Source organism: Roseomonas chloroacetimidivorans (assembly GCF_049629625.1).
GTDB lineage: Bacteria > Pseudomonadota > Alphaproteobacteria > Acetobacterales > Acetobacteraceae > Roseomonas > Roseomonas chloroacetimidivorans.
Genome location: NZ_JBNBZS010000003.1, coordinates 278,284 through 296,009, shown reverse-complemented (window position 1 = coordinate 296,009; position 17,726 = coordinate 278,284). Strand labels below are relative to the sequence as shown.

15 protein-coding genes are annotated in these 17,726 nt (G+C 69.2%); 1 reads left to right on the top strand and 14 read right to left on the bottom strand.

What is annotated here, in order from left to right:
* Positions 1–238: 238 nt before the first annotated feature.
* The 3 genes from ACO1BU_RS03600 to ACO1BU_RS03590 all read right to left on the bottom strand — a co-directional run bounded on the left by ACO1BU_RS03600 (position 239) and on the right by ACO1BU_RS03590 (position 3,673).
* On the bottom strand, positions 239–1,396 hold the full coding sequence (locus ACO1BU_RS03600) for an alpha/beta fold hydrolase (protein WP_424134524.1): 1,158 nt from the start codon (positions 1,394–1,396) through the stop codon (positions 239–241).
* Between the two features lie 243 nt (positions 1,397–1,639).
* Entirely contained in the window at positions 1,640–2,641 is a 1,002-nt protein-coding gene (locus ACO1BU_RS03595) for a cyclase family protein (protein WP_424134523.1), read from the bottom strand.
* 222 nt (positions 2,642–2,863) lie between these two features.
* The gene (locus ACO1BU_RS03590; RefSeq protein WP_424134522.1) at positions 2,864–3,673 is read right to left on the bottom strand and encodes an RNA methyltransferase; all 810 of its coding nucleotides are present in this window, start codon (positions 3,671–3,673) and stop codon (positions 2,864–2,866) included.
* A 269-nt stretch (positions 3,674–3,942) separates the two neighbouring features.
* Here ACO1BU_RS03590 and ACO1BU_RS03585 point away from each other — a divergent pair, with 269 nt between their 5' ends.
* Positions 3,943–5,118, top strand: a complete 1,176-nt coding sequence (locus tag ACO1BU_RS03585; RefSeq protein ID WP_424134521.1) for an extracellular catalytic domain type 1 short-chain-length polyhydroxyalkanoate depolymerase — start codon at positions 3,943–3,945, stop codon at positions 5,116–5,118.
* Between the two features lie 36 nt (positions 5,119–5,154).
* Here the strand turns inward: ACO1BU_RS03585 and ACO1BU_RS03580 are convergent, their stop codons facing one another.
* From ACO1BU_RS03580 to gorA, 11 genes are all read right to left on the bottom strand, one after another.
* Positions 5,155–5,763: an exopolysaccharide biosynthesis protein gene (locus ACO1BU_RS03580; RefSeq protein WP_424134520.1), complete on the bottom strand. Its 609-nt coding sequence runs from the start codon at positions 5,761–5,763 to the stop codon at positions 5,155–5,157.
* 15 nt (positions 5,764–5,778) lie between these two features.
* Positions 5,779–5,982 (bottom strand): hypothetical protein, encoded by a 204-nt coding sequence (locus tag ACO1BU_RS03575; protein WP_424134519.1) that lies wholly within the window; start codon positions 5,980–5,982, stop codon positions 5,779–5,781.
* Positions 5,983–6,060: 78 nt separating this feature from the next.
* Positions 6,061–6,573 (bottom strand): GNAT family N-acetyltransferase, encoded by a 513-nt coding sequence (locus ACO1BU_RS03570; protein ID WP_424134518.1) that lies wholly within the window; start codon positions 6,571–6,573, stop codon positions 6,061–6,063.
* The gene (gene cysS / locus ACO1BU_RS03565; protein WP_424134517.1) at positions 6,570–8,006 is read right to left on the bottom strand and encodes a cysteine--tRNA ligase; all 1,437 of its coding nucleotides are present in this window, start codon (positions 8,004–8,006) and stop codon (positions 6,570–6,572) included. Before cysS ends, ACO1BU_RS03570 begins: the two co-directional genes overlap by 4 nt.
* Positions 8,003–9,337, bottom strand: a complete 1,335-nt coding sequence (gltX, locus tag ACO1BU_RS03560) for a glutamate--tRNA ligase (protein WP_424134516.1) — start codon at positions 9,335–9,337, stop codon at positions 8,003–8,005. The genes cysS and gltX overlap by 4 nt, the downstream gene beginning before the upstream one ends.
* Positions 9,334–9,738 carry a hypothetical protein gene (locus tag ACO1BU_RS03555; RefSeq protein ID WP_424134515.1) on the bottom strand — a complete coding sequence of 135 codons (405 nt, stop codon included), beginning with the start codon at positions 9,736–9,738 and terminating at the stop codon, positions 9,334–9,336. Before ACO1BU_RS03555 ends, gltX begins: the two co-directional genes overlap by 4 nt.
* A 35-nt stretch (positions 9,739–9,773) precedes the next feature.
* A complete protein-coding gene (locus ACO1BU_RS03550) occupies positions 9,774–11,174 on the bottom strand; it encodes a nitrilase-related carbon-nitrogen hydrolase (protein ID WP_424134514.1) in 1,401 nt (466 codons plus the stop codon).
* Between the two features lie 56 nt (positions 11,175–11,230).
* Positions 11,231–12,367, bottom strand: a complete 1,137-nt coding sequence (locus tag ACO1BU_RS03545; protein ID WP_424134513.1) for a beta/alpha barrel domain-containing protein — start codon at positions 12,365–12,367, stop codon at positions 11,231–11,233.
* A 20-nt stretch (positions 12,368–12,387) separates the two neighbouring features.
* A complete protein-coding gene (locus ACO1BU_RS03540; protein WP_424134512.1) occupies positions 12,388–13,770 on the bottom strand; it encodes a class II 3-deoxy-7-phosphoheptulonate synthase in 1,383 nt (460 codons plus the stop codon).
* A 139-nt stretch (positions 13,771–13,909) separates the two neighbouring features.
* Entirely contained in the window at positions 13,910–15,982 is a 2,073-nt protein-coding gene (locus ACO1BU_RS03535; protein WP_424134605.1) for a putative bifunctional diguanylate cyclase/phosphodiesterase, read from the bottom strand.
* 276 nt (positions 15,983–16,258) lie between these two features.
* Positions 16,259–17,653: a glutathione-disulfide reductase gene (gene gorA, locus ACO1BU_RS03530; protein WP_424134511.1), complete on the bottom strand. Its 1,395-nt coding sequence runs from the start codon at positions 17,651–17,653 to the stop codon at positions 16,259–16,261.
* Positions 17,654–17,726: the final 73 nt, after the last annotated feature.

Below are 17,726 nucleotides of genomic sequence, written 5' to 3'. Positions count from 1 at the left end.
GCCGGCCTATACGATCTGGAGTAGCGGCGGATGAAGGCGAGCAGTTGCCGGTCACCTCCGCCCCCCCCGGCGTCCGACGGGCCAGGATGGGCGACGTGCTCACGGAGAAGGTCCTCCGCGATCTCGTCCAACGGGCCGTGCAGCGCGCCATGCACGGCCGCCACGTGGTGGCGCAGGGCAGGTTCAGCTCGCCCGGGGCGCCTTCCGGCCGCAGGTGGGCCCGGCCTGCCGATGCAGGTCAGGCTGTTCGCTTCTGCGGGGCCGGCTCCGGCTGAAGGCCGCCGGCGGCGCCGAGGCATTGCATGGCGAATTCCGCAATGGCGGCGTCGTATTGCTCGCTCCTCTCCAGGAAGCCGGGATGGCCGGCCGGCGCGACCTGGACGAGCCGCGCGTCGGGGATGGCCGCTTCCATGGTGCGGCTCGCTTCGGGAAGGGTGAGCTTGTCGGAATCGCTGGTGATGATGAGCGTCGGGAGGTTGATGCGCGGCAGCGTCGCCGTCTCGTCCCAGCGCAGCATGGCCAGCATACCCTTGGCGATGACTGCCGGGGACATCTTGGCCGTGAAGCGCGTCGCGAAATCAAGCTGGCCGCGGCTTTCCCGGCCGCTGAAGGAGGTCCAGTTCGTCGTCCGGTGCGAGGATCCGCTGAGATAGCTCTGCCAGTTCATCAGCCAGACCAGGGGCGAGAGCCAGATGGTCAGATGCATCAGTGGCTCGATGACCGGCTTCTGGAGCGCACGCAGCAGGGCGCCGGCCATGACCGTGTTCAGCGGCTGGGTGTGGGTGGTGTTGACGAGCACGATGCCCGCCACCTCGCGGCCCAGCATCTCCGGAAAGAGGCGACAGAAGGTCAGAATCGTCATGCCGCCGATACTGTGCCCGACCAGCACCACGGGGCGCCCCTCCCCCGTGCGCTCCAGCACGGCGCGGAGGTCCTGCGCCATGCGCTCAAGGCTGTATTTTCCATCTGCGGGCTGGGTGGAGAGGCCGAGGCCGGGCAGGTCCCAGAGCACCAGGCGGAAGCGGTCCGCGAGGTGCTTCTTCTCGTAATACCAGGCGGTGGCGTCGAGGTCCCAGCCATGGGTCATCAGCAGGGTCGGCTGGCCGGGGCTGCCGTACAGCTCGACCTGGAGGGCGCTGCCATGCGGGCCGTTGACGCGGAGCTGCTGGCCGGTGCGCTCTGATTTCGGCTCATCCTCAGCCCCATGCCGGAACAGGAGGACGAGGTAGCGGCCGGCGACGGAGTAGAGGAGCATCGCAAGGCCGAGCACGAGCCATGCCGTCGCAACCAGCTCCCCGACATACCAGGCCCAGACGACATAGGCCCCGCCGCCAAGAAGGGCGAGCGACACCAGACCGGTGAGCCAAAGCAGGAGGAAAGGCAGCGGCAGAAACATGTCTGGATGTCTTCCTCCCGGCAGATCGGCGCGACCCGGCGCGGGTCGCGGTCGCGCCTCTGCAACGAGGTATGTAGGGGAAAGTTCCTCCTTTCTCGGGCCCGGCCGGAGGTTTGGCGCAGGAGCACCGGTCGGCGGGGCGGGAGAGGGTTGCTGATGCCATCCGCGGTTGCGGCCGCCCCTCGGGCAAGCGGCCAGTTGGGGCCAGGATATTCCTGGCCCCGTGCCTGCTGTCCCCGCGCCTCAGAACAGGGCGGAGGGCGCCACTGTGGAGCCCGTGCCGCCCTGGATCTTGAGCGGCTGCACCGCGAAGGCGAATTCATGCTGGCCACGCCGCGCCAGCAGGTCGAGCTTCATGTTCTCCAGCAGATGGACGCCATGGACCGCGAGCGCGAGCTGGTGCACGGGCAGGCTGGCATCGGGCATGGTTTTGGAGGGCGCGCACTCGACCGGCCAGTTGTCGGAGCCCATCAGCATCGGATTCTGCCGCAGTATCCACTCGGCGGCCGCGACGCCCAGGCCGGGGCAGGACGCGACGTAGCGCGCATTCTCCCTTCCCCAGAGCAGGCCCCAGCCGGTGTGGATGATCACCGCGTCGCCTTCCTCGATCCGCGTGTTCTGGCGGCTGAGCGCGGCCTGGAGGTCGTCGGGGGTGATTTCGTAGCTGTCGGGCAGCGTGGGCACGCCCTTGAGGGCGGCGACATCGATCAGGATGCCGCGGGTGAGGATCGTGCCGACGGTGTCGACCCCCATCTCGGTAAAGCCGCCCCGGCTCATGATCCGGGGGATGTTGACGCAGTTATAGCCTTCATCGCCGATGGTTTGGTGCGGGAAGGCGTCTAGCTGCGTGCCGACCTGGCCGATTTCGGCCACCACCAGCTCCTCGTTGGAACCGCGGCGATTGGCCTCCGGGTTCATGAAGGTCTGCTTCAGGTGGACGTCGAAGCGGCGGGTGCCGAAGAAGGGCATGCGCTGGTTCAGCGTCTGGCCGCATTCCACGATCTCGCCGGTGCGGATCAGGCTGGCGGCGCGCTTGGCCCGTTCCGGCGTCATGAGGTTCATCGAGCCACGCCGGTCGGCGGCGCCCCAGCGGGAGGGGCAGCGGTCGGCGCTGGCTGGCGGGCTCCATCTCTGGGGCGTCTGGCCCTGGGGCGTTTGGGCGACGGCGGTGGCAAGCAGGCCATGCCCGCCGATGCAGGCGCAGGCTGCGCCGAACAGGGCGCGTCGGCGTGAAAGGAAATTCATCGGACTGGACCTCCTGCGGCACGCTCTCCGGCCGCGGGGCGCGACTTCGGACGGGCCTGCCGGGAGAATGGACTTCAGCCGAACAGGGTGGCCACCAGATTCTGTCGGCGATGCAATTTCCGTATGTCCCTGCGGGCCCCGCCATCATGCGCCGGATCCATCGCAGGCCCCGTTCCCCGAAGGCTGCCATGCCCGGGGCGGGCCTGTTCCCCGCGATCCGCTCTAGCCGTCGATCTGCGGGTCCACTGCGGCCGGCCCGCCACGCGCGACGCGGCCGCGGGAGAGTTCCGTCACCACGCCATGCAGGGTGCGGAGTTCCTGCTCCGTCACCTCGCCGCGTTGGAAGAGGTGGCGGAGATTGCGGACCATGCCCGGGCGCTTGGGCAGGTTATCGAGGAAGCCGCAGGCGTCGAGCTCCTTCACCAGCCGGCCCAGGAAGCCCTCCAGCTCGCCCTTGGTGGCGACGCGGGTTTCGTTGGTCATGAGGGCGCGGGGTGGGGTGGGCTCCTCGGCCATCCACCACTCATAGGACAGGATCATCACGGCCTGGGCGAGATTCAGGCTCATATGGGCGGGGTTGAGCGGGTAGCGGACCAGCGTGTCGGCGCGCGCCATATCCTCGTTATCCAGCCCGGCGCGTTCGGGGCCGAAGAGGATGGCGGCGCGGAGGCCCCGGGAGTTGATCTCGCGCAGGTCCTCGGCGGCAGCCCGGGCCGTGCGGACAGGGATAATGACGTGCCGCGGGCGCGGGCAGGTGGCGAAGACGCGCTGGCAGTCGGCCAAGGCGTCATCGACCGTATCGTGGATGGTGGCGGCATCCAGGATGCGGTCGGCGCCAGAGGCGGCGCGGTAGGCGACCTCCTGCGGCCAGCCATCGCGCGGGGCGACGATGCGCAGGTGGAAAAGGCCGCCATTCGCCATGGCGCGGGCCACTGTGCCGATGTTCTGCGCCATTTGCGGCCGGACGAGGACCACGATGGGGCTCTCGCCGGGCGGGGGTTCCAGGGCGGCGCCGCCCTCTTTGCCGGTCATGCGCGGGGGATGCTCCCTGGCGGCTTCTTGGACAAGGGCTGAGTGCGGGCCCCTGCCCTGCCCGCGCAGCAGGCGGGCGTCAGGCGCCCGGACTGGGCGGCACCGCACCCGGGCCGGGGAGTGACCGGCCCGGCCAAGCGGCGCAACCCAGATACCCAGCGGTTGCCGGACGGCCCAGGCAGGCTCCGCCTTTGAATAGGCTCCGTGCGGCACCATGTTGCAGTGCAGCATAGCAACCCGGCACACGCCGTCGGGCAAGGAACGCATTCATGAAGCCCAAGCTTGATCTTTCGGCACTCCTCCGGGCCCAGCGGCACTGGCGCAAGGCGGCGCAGCAGGCCGGCCGCGAATCCCAAAGCGACGGGCAGCTGGCGGAGGTGACGGGCTTCGGATCCAACCCCGGAAACCTGCGGATGCTGGCCCATGTCCCGCCTGGCCTGCCGAAGGGTGCGCCGCTGGTCGTGGCGCTGCACGGATGCACCCAGACCGCCTCGGGATATGACCGGGGATGCGGCTGGTCCGACATGGCGGATCGGAGCGGCTTCGCGCTGCTGATGCCGGAGCAACAGCGGGCGAACAACGCGCATCTCTGCTTCAACTGGTTCGAGCCCGGCGACACCGCGCGCGATGCGGGCGAGGCGCTCTCAATCCGCCAGATGGTCGCGCATATGGTGCGAGAGCACGGGCTGGATCCGGCCCGCGTCTTTATCAGCGGGCTTTCGGCTGGCGGGGCCATGACCTCGGTGATGCTGGCAACCTATCCCGAGGTCTTCGCCGCCGGGGCGGTCGTGGCGGGCCTACCCTACGGAGCTGGGCATGGGGTGGCTGATGCGCTGCGGGTGATGGGCCGGCCTGACTCCCTGCCGGCGCGGGTTCGCGGGGATGCGGTGCGGGCGGCGAGCGCGCATCGGGGCCCCTGGCCTCGTGTCGCGGTCTGGCATGGTGATGCCGACCACACGGTCCAGATCGCCAATGCCGAGGAAACCGTGAAGCAGTGGCTGGACCTGCACGGGCTGGACGGCGTGATGCCTGTCGAGGGATCGGGGCGCGCGGGCCATATGCATCGGCGCTGGAAGGGCGCGGATGGCGTGGCGCGGGTGGAGAGCCATCGCATCGCGGGCATGGGCCATGGCGTTCCGCTGCATCCGGGACGGGATGCGGGGCAGTGCGGCGAGGCCGCCGCCTATCTGCTGGATGTGGGTGTCTCCTCCACCCATGGGATCCTGGCCTTCTGGGGGCTGGAGACAGCGGGTGCCGCCGAGCCGGAGGTGGAGATCATCTCCCCGGCGGCCGCCAGGGCCTCCGACCAGAACAAGGCAAGGGCTCAGGCATCCGACACGGCTTCGCCTGGGGGAGCTGCTCCGGGCATGGGAATGGGACCGGAGGGGGGGCCGGGCGCGGTGATCGCCAGGGCGCTCCGGGCGGCCGGACTGATGGGGCGCTGAACGGCCGCTGTGGAAACGGGCGTGGCGGGAGACCGCTCAGCGCCCGATCCACAGTGTCGTTTCCACGGTGCCCCAGACGGCCACGGCCATGACGGCGGCAAGCGCCAGGGATGCCACCATGGCCAGGAGCAGGAGCACCCCGTCCTCCTCCAGATAGGCGATGGCCATCAGTACGACGAGCAGCGCTGGCGGGACGTTGCTCAGCGGGAGGGGTACCAGGAGGCAGGCGCCGAGGACCATGACAGCGAGGCCCACCGCGCGCTTCGTGAGCCGGAAGGGCGTCTGCCATCGGGGCCGGACGAAGCGCTCGATGAAGCGGAGCACCGGAATGGCCCGCCTGATCAGGGCGTTGAACCGGGCCGTGGCTATCGGGCGGCCAGCGATGCGCCGAGGAAAGCTTGGGGTTGGGCGGCCCAAGGCCATCTGGAAGGCTGGGATCGCCAGAAGAAGGCCGGCAACCGCGGACACGCCAGGAAGCAGGCCGGCCGTTCCGAGAAGCAGTAGGACGATCCCGAAGGAACGCTCCTTCAGGCTCTCCAGAAGCCAGCCCAGCGTCACGCCGTCGGCCAGAGCCTCGCTCCTCAGGCGTTGCAGCACCGCGGAGGTGGCTTCATGCGGGAGCGGCGCGTCTCGCCCCAGGTCCATCGCAAGGCGCGGCGGCTACGGGCTGTCCTCGTGGGATGCGGCCAGCGCGATCTCCATCGCCTCCATCTCGGGCAAGGTTTTCAGTTCACCGCTGGCGACCATGGCATGCATGCGCCCCAGAAGGTTAGCAGCAGCCTCTGCGATCCGCTCATAGTCGCGCCGGGCCCCATCGCGTTCGCGGCGCAGCCGCTCTACATCATTCGGCTGGTTCGTGATCACGGTGGTGCATTCCCCTGCTGCATGGTGCCGGACGCTGGCCGGGACCTTCCATGCCCCGGCCCACATCAACGCGAAAGATCAGTTTCCGACGGGGGAGCGGCAATGCCGCGCCTGCCATTCTGGGCGTAGCATAGACATGGTGACGAGAGCGACGCGCGTGCCGTCCGTCCGCAGGCGGGCTTCGCGGAGCTGGCCTTCCTCGGTGAAGCCCTGCGCGGCATAGACGTGGCGAGCGCGGGGGTTGTCGGCAAAGACGTAAAGCCAGACGCGGTGGGCATGCGGGCAGCCGAAGGCCTGGTCGATGACCGCGCTGAAGAAGGGCGCGCCGAGGCCCCTGCCCGGCTCCGCCATGGCAATGCGCTTGAGGCAGTGATTGCCATGGGCGTCGTCGCGCTCCGACAGCATCGCGAAGCCGGCGGGGGCGCCGCCGGGGCCGAGCGCGATGAAATAGGCATAGGACGGGTTCGGCAGGGCCGCGGCGTGCTGCTCCTCCGACCAGCGCTGGATGAAGGCGTCGTGGCCGGGGATGCGCTCCACCGAGAGGATGAAGGGAATGTCGGCGGCCGTCGCGGGGCGCAGGGTGGTGGTCACGCCCTGCGCCAGGTGGTCGTCCCCTTGCCGTCCTCGAGCACGACTCCCCGGGCGGCGAGATCGGCGCGGATGCGGTCGGCCTCGGCCCAGTCCTTCGCGGCGCGGGCGGCGAGGCGGGCCTGGATGGCGGCCTCGATCTCCGCGTCGTCATCCCCAGCCCCACCCTGGCGCCACGCCTTCGGGTCGGACGGCAGGAGGCCGATGGCGGCGGCGGCCTGTCGCAGCGCGGCGCCGGCCTGGCCGGGCTTCGGGTTCCAACCGCGATCGGCGCGGGACAGCACGGCGGTCATGGAACCGCCGACCTGCATGACATTCTCCAGCGCGCGCAGGTCGCGCAGGCGAGCGATGACGAGCGGCGTGTTCAGATCGTCGGCGAGCGGTTCCAGCGCCCATTCGACCATGTTGGCGACGGTCTCATCATCCGCCTCGGGTTCCGGGAGGTCGCGCACGAGAAGGGCGTAGTGGTCGTCCAGCTCAGCGCGCGCCTCGTCCAGCCGCTCGGCGGTGTAGTCGAGGGCGGCGCGGTAATGGGTCTTGAGCAGGAGCAGGCGGAAGGCCTCGCCGGCCCAGGGGCCACGCTGGAGGATGTCGCGCACAGTCATGAAGTTGCCGAGGGATTTCGACATCTTCTCGCCATTCACCAGCAGCATGCCGTTATGCATCCAGAGATGCGCGAAGCGGCTGCCGGGGAAGGCGCAGCAGGACTGCGCCACCTCGTTCTCATGGTGCGGGAAGAGAAGGTCGGCGCCGCCGCCGTGAATGTCGAACTCCTCGCCTAGATGCTTCCAGGACATGGCGGAGCATTCGATGTGCCAGCCCGGGCGGCCACGGCCCCAGGGGGAATCCCAGCCAGGCGTGTCGGCGTCGCTGGGCTTCCAGAGGACGAAGTCGCCGGGGTCGCGCTTATAGGGCGCGACCTCCACGCGTGCGCCGGCCAGCAGCTCGTCCGGCGCACGGCCGGAGAGGTGGCCGTAATCGGGATAGGAGGCGACGGAGAAGAGGACGTGGCCTTCGGCGGCATAGGCGTTGCCGTTGGCGATCAGCCGCTCGATCAGCGCGATCATCTCGGGGATGCTGCCGGTGGCGCGCGGTTCCACATCGGGCGGCAGGCAGTTCAGCGCGGCCATATCCGCGTGGAAATCGGCCGTGGTGCGCGCGGTGATCGCGGAGATCGGCTCGCCGCTCTCGCGGGAGCGCGCGTTGATCTTGTCGTCCACGTCGGTGATGTTGCGGACATAGGTGACGCGCGGGAATTCGCGGCGCAGCAGGCGCGCTAGCACGTCGAAGACGACGACGGGGCGCGCATTGCCGAGATGGGCGAGGTCATAGACCGTCGGGCCGCAGACATAGAGGCGCACATGGTCCGGGTCGATCGGCTTGAACTCGACCTTGTGGTGATGTGCGCTGTCGTGGAACTGGAGTTGCATGGTCATCCGCCGAAGGAGCGTTGCAGGCGCGTCGCGGCGCGGGTGCGGCCGATCAGCGGCAGGAAGGTCTTGAGGTCCGGGCCGTGCTCCTCGCCCGTCAGGGCGCGGCGCAGCGGAAGGAAAAGGGCCTTGCCCTTCTTGTCCGTCGCCGCGCTGACGGCGCCGGTCCAGGCGGACCAGGTGGTGCTGTCCCAGGGGTCAGGGGGCAGGGCTTCGAGCGCGGCCTTGAGGAGCCCGGATTCCTCGGGCTGCTCCGGTACAGTAATGTCGCCGCGCACCACCTCGAACCAGTCGCGCGCCTCGGCCAGCAGGTCGAGATTGCCGCGAATGGCCAGCCAGAATTCCTCGTCTGCGCCTTCGGGCAGGCGGTCCTTCACCTGATCGAAGCTCAGCCCGTGCAGGTACTTCCTGTTGAGGGCGAGAAGCTGCTTCGTGTCGAAGCGCGCGGGGGAGTGGGAGACGCGAGTGATGTCCCAATCCGCGATCAGGTCCCGCGGCGTGGCGGCGACAGGATCGCGCGAGCTGCCGAGGGCGGCGAGATAGCCGGTGATGGCGGCGGGCTCGATGCCGTCGCGCCGGAACTGGCGGAGCGAGATGCTGCCGAGGCGCTTGGAGAGCTGGCCGCCCTCCGCATCCATCAGCAGTGGCATATGCGCGAAGTGGATCCGGTTTGGCCGGCCGCTCAGCGCCTCGATGATGTCGATCTGGATGCCGGTGTTGGTGACGTGGTCCTCACCCCGGATGATGTGGGTGATCCCCGTCTCCAGGTCATCGACGACGCTGGTGAAGGTATAGAGGAAGGAGCCGTCGGCGCGGATCAGCACAGGATCCGAGAGGCTGGGCAGCTTCACATTGCGCTCGCCCAGCACGCCGTCGCGCCAAGTGACGGTGCGGGTGTTGAGCTTGAAGCGGTAATAGGGCGTCTTGCCATTGGCCAGGGCGCGTTCGAGCTGCTCCTGCGTCATCTTCAGCGAGCCGCGGTCGTAGATGGGCGCGCGGCCCTGCTTGCGGCGCTGCTCGCGCTTGAAGTTCAGCTCCTCCTCGCTCTCGAAGCAGGGGTAGAGCAGACCCTTCTTCTTCAGCACTTCGGCAGCGGCCGCGTAGCGGTCCAGGCGGTCGGACTGGCGGAAGAACTCGTCCCAGTCCAGGCCGAGCCAGCGGAGGTCCTCCTCAATGCCCTGGGCATATTCAGGCTTGCTGCGCTCCGTGTCCGTGTCGTCCAGGCGCAGGATGAAGGTGCCGCCGCGCTTGCGGGCCTCCAGCCAGTTGGCCAGGGCCGGGCGCGCGTTGCCGACATGCAGCCAGCCCGTGGGGCTGGGGGCGAAGCGGACCTTCATTCGCCCTCTCCCTCCCCTTCCCCGGCCGTATCGTCATCCTCATTGGCGAGGTGCTTGCGGGGATCGAGGGCGCGCCAGTCGCGCTCGGATTTGGTGCGGGTGGGCTTGGCGGCGAAATTCCGGATCTCGGCGGCGCTGGTCCAATGCTCGCCATCCAGATCCAGGGCCTCGGCGTCCTCGCCGAAGGCGAACCAGGCGGCAAGGACGGCATCGGCGTCCATGCCGGGGGCGCGGCAGCGCTCGACGCTGTCGCGCACATAGCGGCGGGCGAAGGTGGCGGCGTCGGCGACGGTGGCGAAGCCGCGGATCTCCTCCACGGGCTCGTCACCATTGCCGCCGGAGAGATCCCTGATCCGGACGAAGGGGCCGGTCGGGGCTGGGTGCGGGGATGTCGTCGTCATGGCGCCGGAATTCCGTCGGGGTTGAGGGGCGCCGGTCAGGTCCTGAAAGCGCGGGGGGCGATGTTCAGACCGGGCGGTGAGTGGCGGCGCTTGTAATCCGCGCGGGCGAGACTTTGCCAGAGGGCGGGGCCATGTCCGGCGGGGGTGGCTTTGTTCATCTGGGGCGTCCCGGCCGGCTGGTCGAGTGGGAGGGCGACCTGTTCGGGTCCAAGAAGGCCGGGCGGCCGATGGGCATTGCGCCAAACCGCAAGGGCGCGGTGCTGCGCCGGGGAGAGGTGGCGCAGGGGGGCGAAGGCGGTGGGGGTGGTGCCCGGCCCGGTGAGGATCGGAAGGGCTTTGGTTGCTTCCGCGAGGGCCTGGATCACAGCCTGGGAGAGCGCGGCCACGAGGCAGGACGCAGCCTGCGGGACGGCGGCGGCCAGGGCATCTCCGGCGGGAGCGAGGTCGAGGGACTCCGTGGCGAGGGCCAGTTCGCGGGCGGCCTCGGCGGCGGAGGTATCGTGCTGGTGATGGAGGGCGCGCAGGGCCGCGGGGCCGAAGGCATCGGCGGCGAGTGTCGCGGCCAGGAGGCTTTCGGGCGTGGCGGCGAGCGGGAGGAGGAAGGCCCCTGCCCCATGGCGCGCGGCGTGGTCGCGCAGGGCGAGGAGGAGGGCGCGCCAGAGCTGCTCCTCTGACGGCATGGCGGGCGGGGTGGGACGGGGCACGCAGCGCCAGGTGGCGCCGTCCTGCGTCCATTCGGTGAGGGTAAGGGACTCGGCGAAGGGTGGAAGCTGGAGGGCCGGGCTGCGGTCGGCGTTGAGGATCAGGGCGGCGCCGTCATGGACGTCCTCCTCCTCGGCGCCCAGGCGGTTGAGGAGGAGGAGGGGAAGGTCATTCTCCACGACGCGGGACAGGGCGGCCTGCAGGCGGCGTTCCTCGCCGCCTGTCTCGAACGGAAGGGAGTCGAGGGCGATCAGGATCTCGGCGCCGGTTTCGGCGAGGGTTTCGGCCGTGGCGGGGCCGCGCCAGTCGCGCCCGGCCATCAGGCCGAGGCGGATGCCTCGGAACGCGACGGGGCCTGGAACGGGGCCGGGGTCAAAGCCCGGGCGGGGTTCATGAGCGGCGCGGCGGGCGCGGATGGAGCCGCCCTCCAGCAGGGCCAGGGCGTCGTGCAGGTGGAGGCCGTCGCGCCAGGGGGCACCCAGGATAAGGGCGGGGCCGATGCCCGAAGTCTCAGCGGCAAGGTCCATGAGGGCGGCATCGCAGGCCGCGGCAAAGTCAGGATCGGCCGCCAGGGTGGCGGGGACGGCACCGGAGAGAGAATGCTCGGGGGTGAGCAGGAGGTCGGCGCCGTGGGAGGCCGCCTGGGCGCGTAGGGCGCGCAGGCGGGCGGCATTGGCCTCGATATCGGCCATGCGCGGGTTCGTCTGGGCGAGGGCGATGCGCAGGGCGGACATGGGGCGCGAAACTTAGACGACGCGCGCGGCACGGCAAGCCGCGCGCGGCCTGCGGTTCAGCCGGACCGCTTCGCCGCGTCGCGCAGGAGGAACTCGCGACCGATCTTCACGCGCGGCACGCCGTCATAGGAGACGATGTCGGCGGTGGCGTAGGTCTCGCTCCAGCTGTCCGGGATGAAGCTGCCTGTGCCGATGACGTCGATCGGGGCCTTGGCTTCGGCCATGACCCGGCACTTCGCCACGCCGAAGCCGGAGGAGGCGATGATGCGAACCTTGGGGAAGCCGGCTTCGTCCAGCGCCTCGCGCATGCGCCAGATCGCGGCGGCGGAGACGCCGGTCCCGACGAGGTGGCGCAACTCGGACTCGCTGCGGTAGCGACGGATGGCGCCGGGAACATGGCGTTCCAGCACCGCATAGGATTCGGCGGGGTCGAGGCCTTCCAGGAAGCGGCCGCCATGCGTGTCCAGCCGGACGCTCAGGCGGCCCTGGGCGGCGAGATCGGGGAAGCGGCGGCAGACTTCCAGCCCGTCCGTCACCTCACGCCCGAAATAGTCGGTGAGAACGGTGAGGTTCTCCTCCGGAAAGGTCTCGTGGAACATCTCGGCGGCACGCAGGGTAGAGCCGGCATAGCCGATCAGGGCATGGGGCATGGTGCCGCCGCCCTGCTTCGCGCCGTAGTAATGGGCCGTGGCGTCGTTGGCGTTGCCGATAAATCCCCGGGCGCCCTCTTCCTTCGCGGCCTTGCCGCCGACGGCCGAGGCATAGGCCATCATCTCCTGCATCTCGGCACCGGCGCAGTGGCGGGCTTCCATGGCCAGGAAGGTCACATGCGGCAGTTCCAGGCACATCTGGTAGGCGTTGTGCGCGGCGACGCAGGCGGCGCCAAGCTTCTGCAGGAGCAGGGTTTCGAGATCGGCGAGATGGATAAAGGAACCGGTGACGTAGAGAATGGGGTCACCGGCGCCGACCCAGGTGCCCTCGGGATGCATGAGCTGAATCTCGATCTCCGCGCCGCGCTCCGCAGCGACGGTGCGGAGCCAGTCGGTCATCAGTCGCGGGGCGGAGACGACGGGGCGGCGCAGGAAGATGGCATAGGTGACGCGCGCGTCGCCGAAGCGCTGCACGATCATCTTGGTGCGCTTGAAGTAGACGTCGGTGCGCGCTGCGATGTCGGCTTCGAGCGACTTGTCCATCGTCATGTCCTGCCCCGCGCCTACTGGGCGGCCTGGAGGTGGATCGAGGCGGCGCGGCGGGCCTTCAGCTCCTCCGCGACGAGGAAGGCCAGTTCCAGCGATTGCTCCGCGTTCAGGCGGGGGTCACAGAAGGTGGCGTAGTTCTCGGCCAGGTCGGCCTCCGTCAAGCGATGCGCGCCGCCCAGGCATTCGGTGACGTCGCGTCCCGTCATCTCCACATGCACGCCGCCCGGATTGGTGCCCTCGGCATGGTGGATGTCGAAGAAGCCGCGCACCTCTTGCAGGATCGCGTCGAAGGAGCGGGTCTTGTAGCCACCTGCGCTGTGCGTGTTGCCATGCATGGGATCCGACAGCCAGGTGACCTTGCGGCCGTGCTCCTGAATGGCGCGGATCAGGGGCGGCAGGTGCTTTTCCAGCTTCGCCGCACCCATGCGGGTGATGAGGGTGAGGCGCCCGGGGGTGTTGTTCGGGTTCAGGCGGTCCGTCAGGCGGAGAAGATCGTCCACCTCCGTGGTCGGGCCGACCTTCAGGCCGATGGGGTTCGCGACGCCGGAGAGGAATTCGACATGCGCGCCATCCGGCTGCCGCGTGCGGTCGCCGATCCAGAGGAAATGGGCGGAGCAGGCGTAGTGGCGGCGCGGATGCGTCATCGGCTCGCGCGTCAGAGCCTCCTCGAAGGGCAGGAGGAGGGCTTCGTGGGAGGTGTAGAACTCCGTCTCCCGGATCTGCGGCGCCGTGAGGCTGTTCATGCCGCAGGCGGCCATGAAGCGCAGCGTCTCATCGATCCGCTGGGCGATGTCGGCATAGCGGTCGGCCAGCGGGGAACGGGCGACGAAGCCCAGATTCCAGCGATGGACCTCATGCAGGTCGGCGAAGCCGCCGGTCGCGAAGGCGCGCAGCAGGTTCAGCGTGGCCGCCGATTGCAGATAGGCGAATTCCATCCGCTGCGGATCGGGGATGCGAGCCTCGGCGGTGAATTCGGCGCCGTTGATGATGTCGCCGCGATAGGAGGGAAGCGTCTGGCCGCCCTGGCTTTCCGTGTCGCTGCTGCGGGGCTTGGCAAACTGGCCGGCCATGCGGCCGAGCTTCACCACGGGCAGCCCGCCGCCGAAGGTGAGGACCACAGCCATTTGCAGCAGGACGCGGAAGGTGTCGCGAATGTTGTTGGCGCTGAAATCGGCGAAGCTTTCGGCGCAGTCGCCGCCCTGGAGCACGAAGGCGCGGCCCTCGCCGGCCTCGGCCAGCAGCTTCGTCAGGCGGTCGCACTCACCCGCGAAGACGAGCGGGGGAAATCGGGCAAGCTTCTCCTCCATGGCCCGCAGGCGGGCCTGGTCCGGGTATTCGGGAACCTGGCGGATCGGCATGTCGCGCCAGGAGGCGGGGTGCCAGGAGGAGGTGGGCATTGCTGTGACGTGTCCAGTGTGGGCAGGCGCGCCCTCTCTCGGGGCGGTCGGGCACCATAGCGAGGGGGACCGGGGGGGCAAGGGTTGATGCGGCCTGCCTGCCCCGCGTGGACCGCTACCCCCTTGCCGGCCCGGCTGCTCAGGCCGTTTCCAGCTGCCCGGTCGGTCCTGGCGGAAGGGGCGAGGGCTCCATGCCGATCTGCCCCTGTGCCACCAGGGCCTCAACTGGCACGGGGTGGCCGGTCAGATAGCCCTGGACCTCGTCGCAGCCTTCGGTCCGGAGGATGGCGAGCTGGCCCTCCGTCTCGATACCCTCGGCGAGCACCAGCATGCCGAGGCTGCGGCCCATGGCGAGAACGGCGCGGATGATGGCAACGGCCTGGGGGCGGTCCTCCACCTCCCGCATGAAGGAGCGGTCCAGCTTGATCTTGCTGAATCGGAAGGCGCGCAGCGTCTCGAGCGAGGAGTAGCCGGTACCGAAATCGTCCAGCGCGACCTGGACGCCGAGGGCCCCGATGCGATGGAGCGTCTCCACCGCGTGCTCCCCGCTGCCGAGGATCATGGTCTCGGTCAGCTCCAGTTCCAGCCGGTCCGCCGGGAGGCCTGTTTTCTGCAGGATGTCTTGGACGAGTTGGGGCAGGTTGGGATTAGCCAGCTGGGCGGGGGAGAGGTTGACAGCGACCTTGCAGGCCGGCTGCCAGCGGGCGGCATCGGCACAGGCGCGGCGAAGCACCCATTCGCCGATGGCCTCGATCAGGCCGTTCTCCTCCGCCAGGGGGATGAACTCGGCGGGGTGGACAGGGCCGCGGCTGGGATGCGTCCAGCGCAGCAGCGCCTCGAAGCCGCGCAGCTCACTGTTCCAGACGGCGAACTGGGGCTGGTAGTGCAGGGTGAGTTGATCCGTACCGATCGCGGCGCGCAGATCCGCCACGAGCTGGCGACGGGTCCGGGCGGCTTCCTCCATGGAGCGCTGGTAGAGATGGAGCTGCCCTCTTCCCTCGACCCTGGCGCGGGCAAGAGCGAGGGCGGCGCTGCCGACAAGGCCCCCCGCTGCCTCGGCATCCTCGGGGAAGAAGGCGACGCCGATGCTCGTGCTGAGAGTGACGGCCTGGCCGCGCAGCTGGACCGGCACGGCGACGGCGGCGTGAAGGCGTTGAACGAAGCCGTCTATCTGCATTCCCTGGTTCAGGCGCTTGACCGCCACGAACTCGTCCGCCCCGATCCGGGCGACGAACTCGCCTTCCCGCAACAGGCTGGTGAGGCGGGCGGCGAGCTGGCGCAGCGCCTCGTCTCCGGCCGAGTGGTCATGGGCGTCGTTGATCTCGCGGAAGCCGTCCAGGTCCAGGTTAAGCAGCGCGATGCGCTGGCCGCCCCGGGCGGCCGCCGCGACCTCCTGCTCCAGCCTTTGGCGGAAGGCCTCCCGGTTCGGCAGGCCGGTCAGGCTGTCCGTCAAGGCAAGGTGGTGAAGCTGGCGGGTGGTCTCGGCGCGGGAGCGGTCGTCGATCAGGTAGCTGGCGATGCCCGCACCGACCACGATGAGCGCGACGACCGAGACCGCGAGGGCCAGGGCGGCCTGCGCAGCCGGGTCGGCAAAGTCACCCTCGATCTGCATCGGTGTGATGGTAAGGGCGGCCATCCCACTGAAATGCAGGATGAGGACGGAAAGCATCAGGCAGGAGGCAGCAATGGCCATATTGGGCCAGCGGGGCTTCCGTGGGGTGAAATGCAGCGACAGGGCCGCGAAGACCACGGCGCCCGCCACGGAGGCGGCCACCATCGCGGGATTCCAGGTGATGAGCCCTTGAACGCGGTAGGCCATGATTCCGGCATAATGCATGGCGGACAAGGTGATGCCGAGAATGGCGCCGCCGATCATGGGTGCCGCGTGCCCCCGGCCACCAGCCGAAACGCTGAACCCCAGATAGGCGCCAACGAGAGCGATCAGCAGGGAGACGATGGTGGCCACCGCGTCGAAGGCGATGGGAACGCCTGGGTCAAAGCCCAGCATTGCCACGAAATGGGTGCACCAGATCGAGATGCCGGCGGCGACGGCGCTAAGGAAGTGCCAGCCGACGCGCTGAAGGCCGCCGACGCGGAAGGCGCGGCGGTGCAGGCGGATGATCGACCAGGAGCCGATGGCGCAGACAACCATCGCGACCAGAACGAGGGCCAGGTTGTGCCGATCCGTGACACAGGCGAGGACGGCAATCATGAATGCCAAGCTGCGGAGCAGCCCGCTGACGCGACGGGATGAGGCCTCCGCAGCATTGGGTTCCCGTTGGGGTCAGTGAGGCAACTGGGCCCAGCTTACAATTAAGCCGACAACTCACAATCACGATCATGGAATATTCGTTAGATTCGTTCCTCAGCGCAGAACGCACCAGAGGGCAGATGCCTTCTGAGGAGGGCGGAATCACCGCCGAACGAGGAACCTGCCGGATGGGCGGAGCCCTTCGGCCCTGAGGAGAGGAGAATGAGCGCGGCCGCTTTAGGCAGCCTTCGCGGCCCCCTCCCCCACGCGCCGCGTGGCGACGCGCATGGTCACGAATTCCTCCGCCGCCGTCGGGTGGATGCCGATGGTGGCATCCAGCTGCGCCTTGGTCAGGCGGTTCACCACGGCGACCGCAATGCCCTGCATGATCTCCGGGCTGTCCTCCCCCAGCATATGCGCGCCCAGCAGGACGCCCGTGCCGGCCTCCACCACCAGCTTCATCAGGGTCTTGCGGCCCTCCCGCCGGGTGATGGTGTGGCGCATGGGGGTGAAGCGGCTTGTGTAGATCTCGACAGGGCCGCGCAGGGCGGCCTCTTCCTCTGTCAGGCCGACACTGCCGATGGGGGGCGAGATGAAGACGGCCTTGGGGACGTTCTCGTAGGAGGCCTTCCGGGGCTTGGGGCCGAACAGCGTGTCAGCCAGGGCATGGCCCATGGCGGTGGCCACGGGGGTGAGGTTCACCCGGTCCGTCACATCGCCCAGGGCGTAAATATGAGGGACGTTCGTGGTGTGGTCGTCATCCACGGCAATGGCCGCGCCCTCCCGGCAGTTGATGCCGGCGGCGTCCAGGCCGAGGCCCTTGGTGGCGGGCTTGCGGCCGATCGCGAAGAACACGGCGTCAGCCTCGACCACCTTGCCGCTCGCCATGCGGACGAGGCGGGTCTCGCCCTTTAAGGTGATCTCGACCGGGGTTTCGCCGGCCAGGACGGTGATGCCATTCGCGGCCAGGGCTTCGGCCGCAGCCTCCCGGATCTCATGGTCAAAGCCGCGCAGGGGAAGCGATTGGCGATAGGCGAGCGTCACCTCGGCGCCCAGCCCATGGAGGAGGGAGGAGAACTCGCAGCCGATATAGCCGCCGCCGACGGCCAGGACGCGGCGGGGCATCTCCTTCAGGGCAAAGAGATCGTCGGAAATGAGGGCGTGCTCGGCGCCGGGAATGTCGGGGCGGATGGGGGTGCCGCCGGTCGCGATGACAATGCGGTTCGCGGTGACGGTCCTGCCGCCGCCGAGGCTCAACTCATGCGGGCCAGTGAAATGGGCATAGCACTCGAAGACCTCGACCCCGACGCCGGCCAGCATGCGGCCGTAAATGCCGGAAAGGCGGGCAACCTCGGTGTCGCGGGCGCGGGCCAGGGTCGCCCAGTCATGACGGGCCTCGCCCAGGGTCCAGCCGAAGGCTGCGGCGTCCTGCGCCCAGGCACCGTATTCGGCGGCCTGCACCATGATCTTCTTGGGCACGCAGCCAACATTGACGCAGGTGCCACCCCAGAAGCGGCCCTCCGCGATGCCGACCTTCGCACCGTGGCCGGCGGAGATTCGGGCCAATCGAACGCCGGCGCTGCCGCCGCCGATGACGAAAAGGTCGAAGTCGTAGGGGTGGGGCGCGCTCATAGGTCAGAAATTCGGGGCTGAGGCGCCCGGGCGCAAGATGTGGCGGGGCAGGATGCCCCGCTGCCGCTGGATA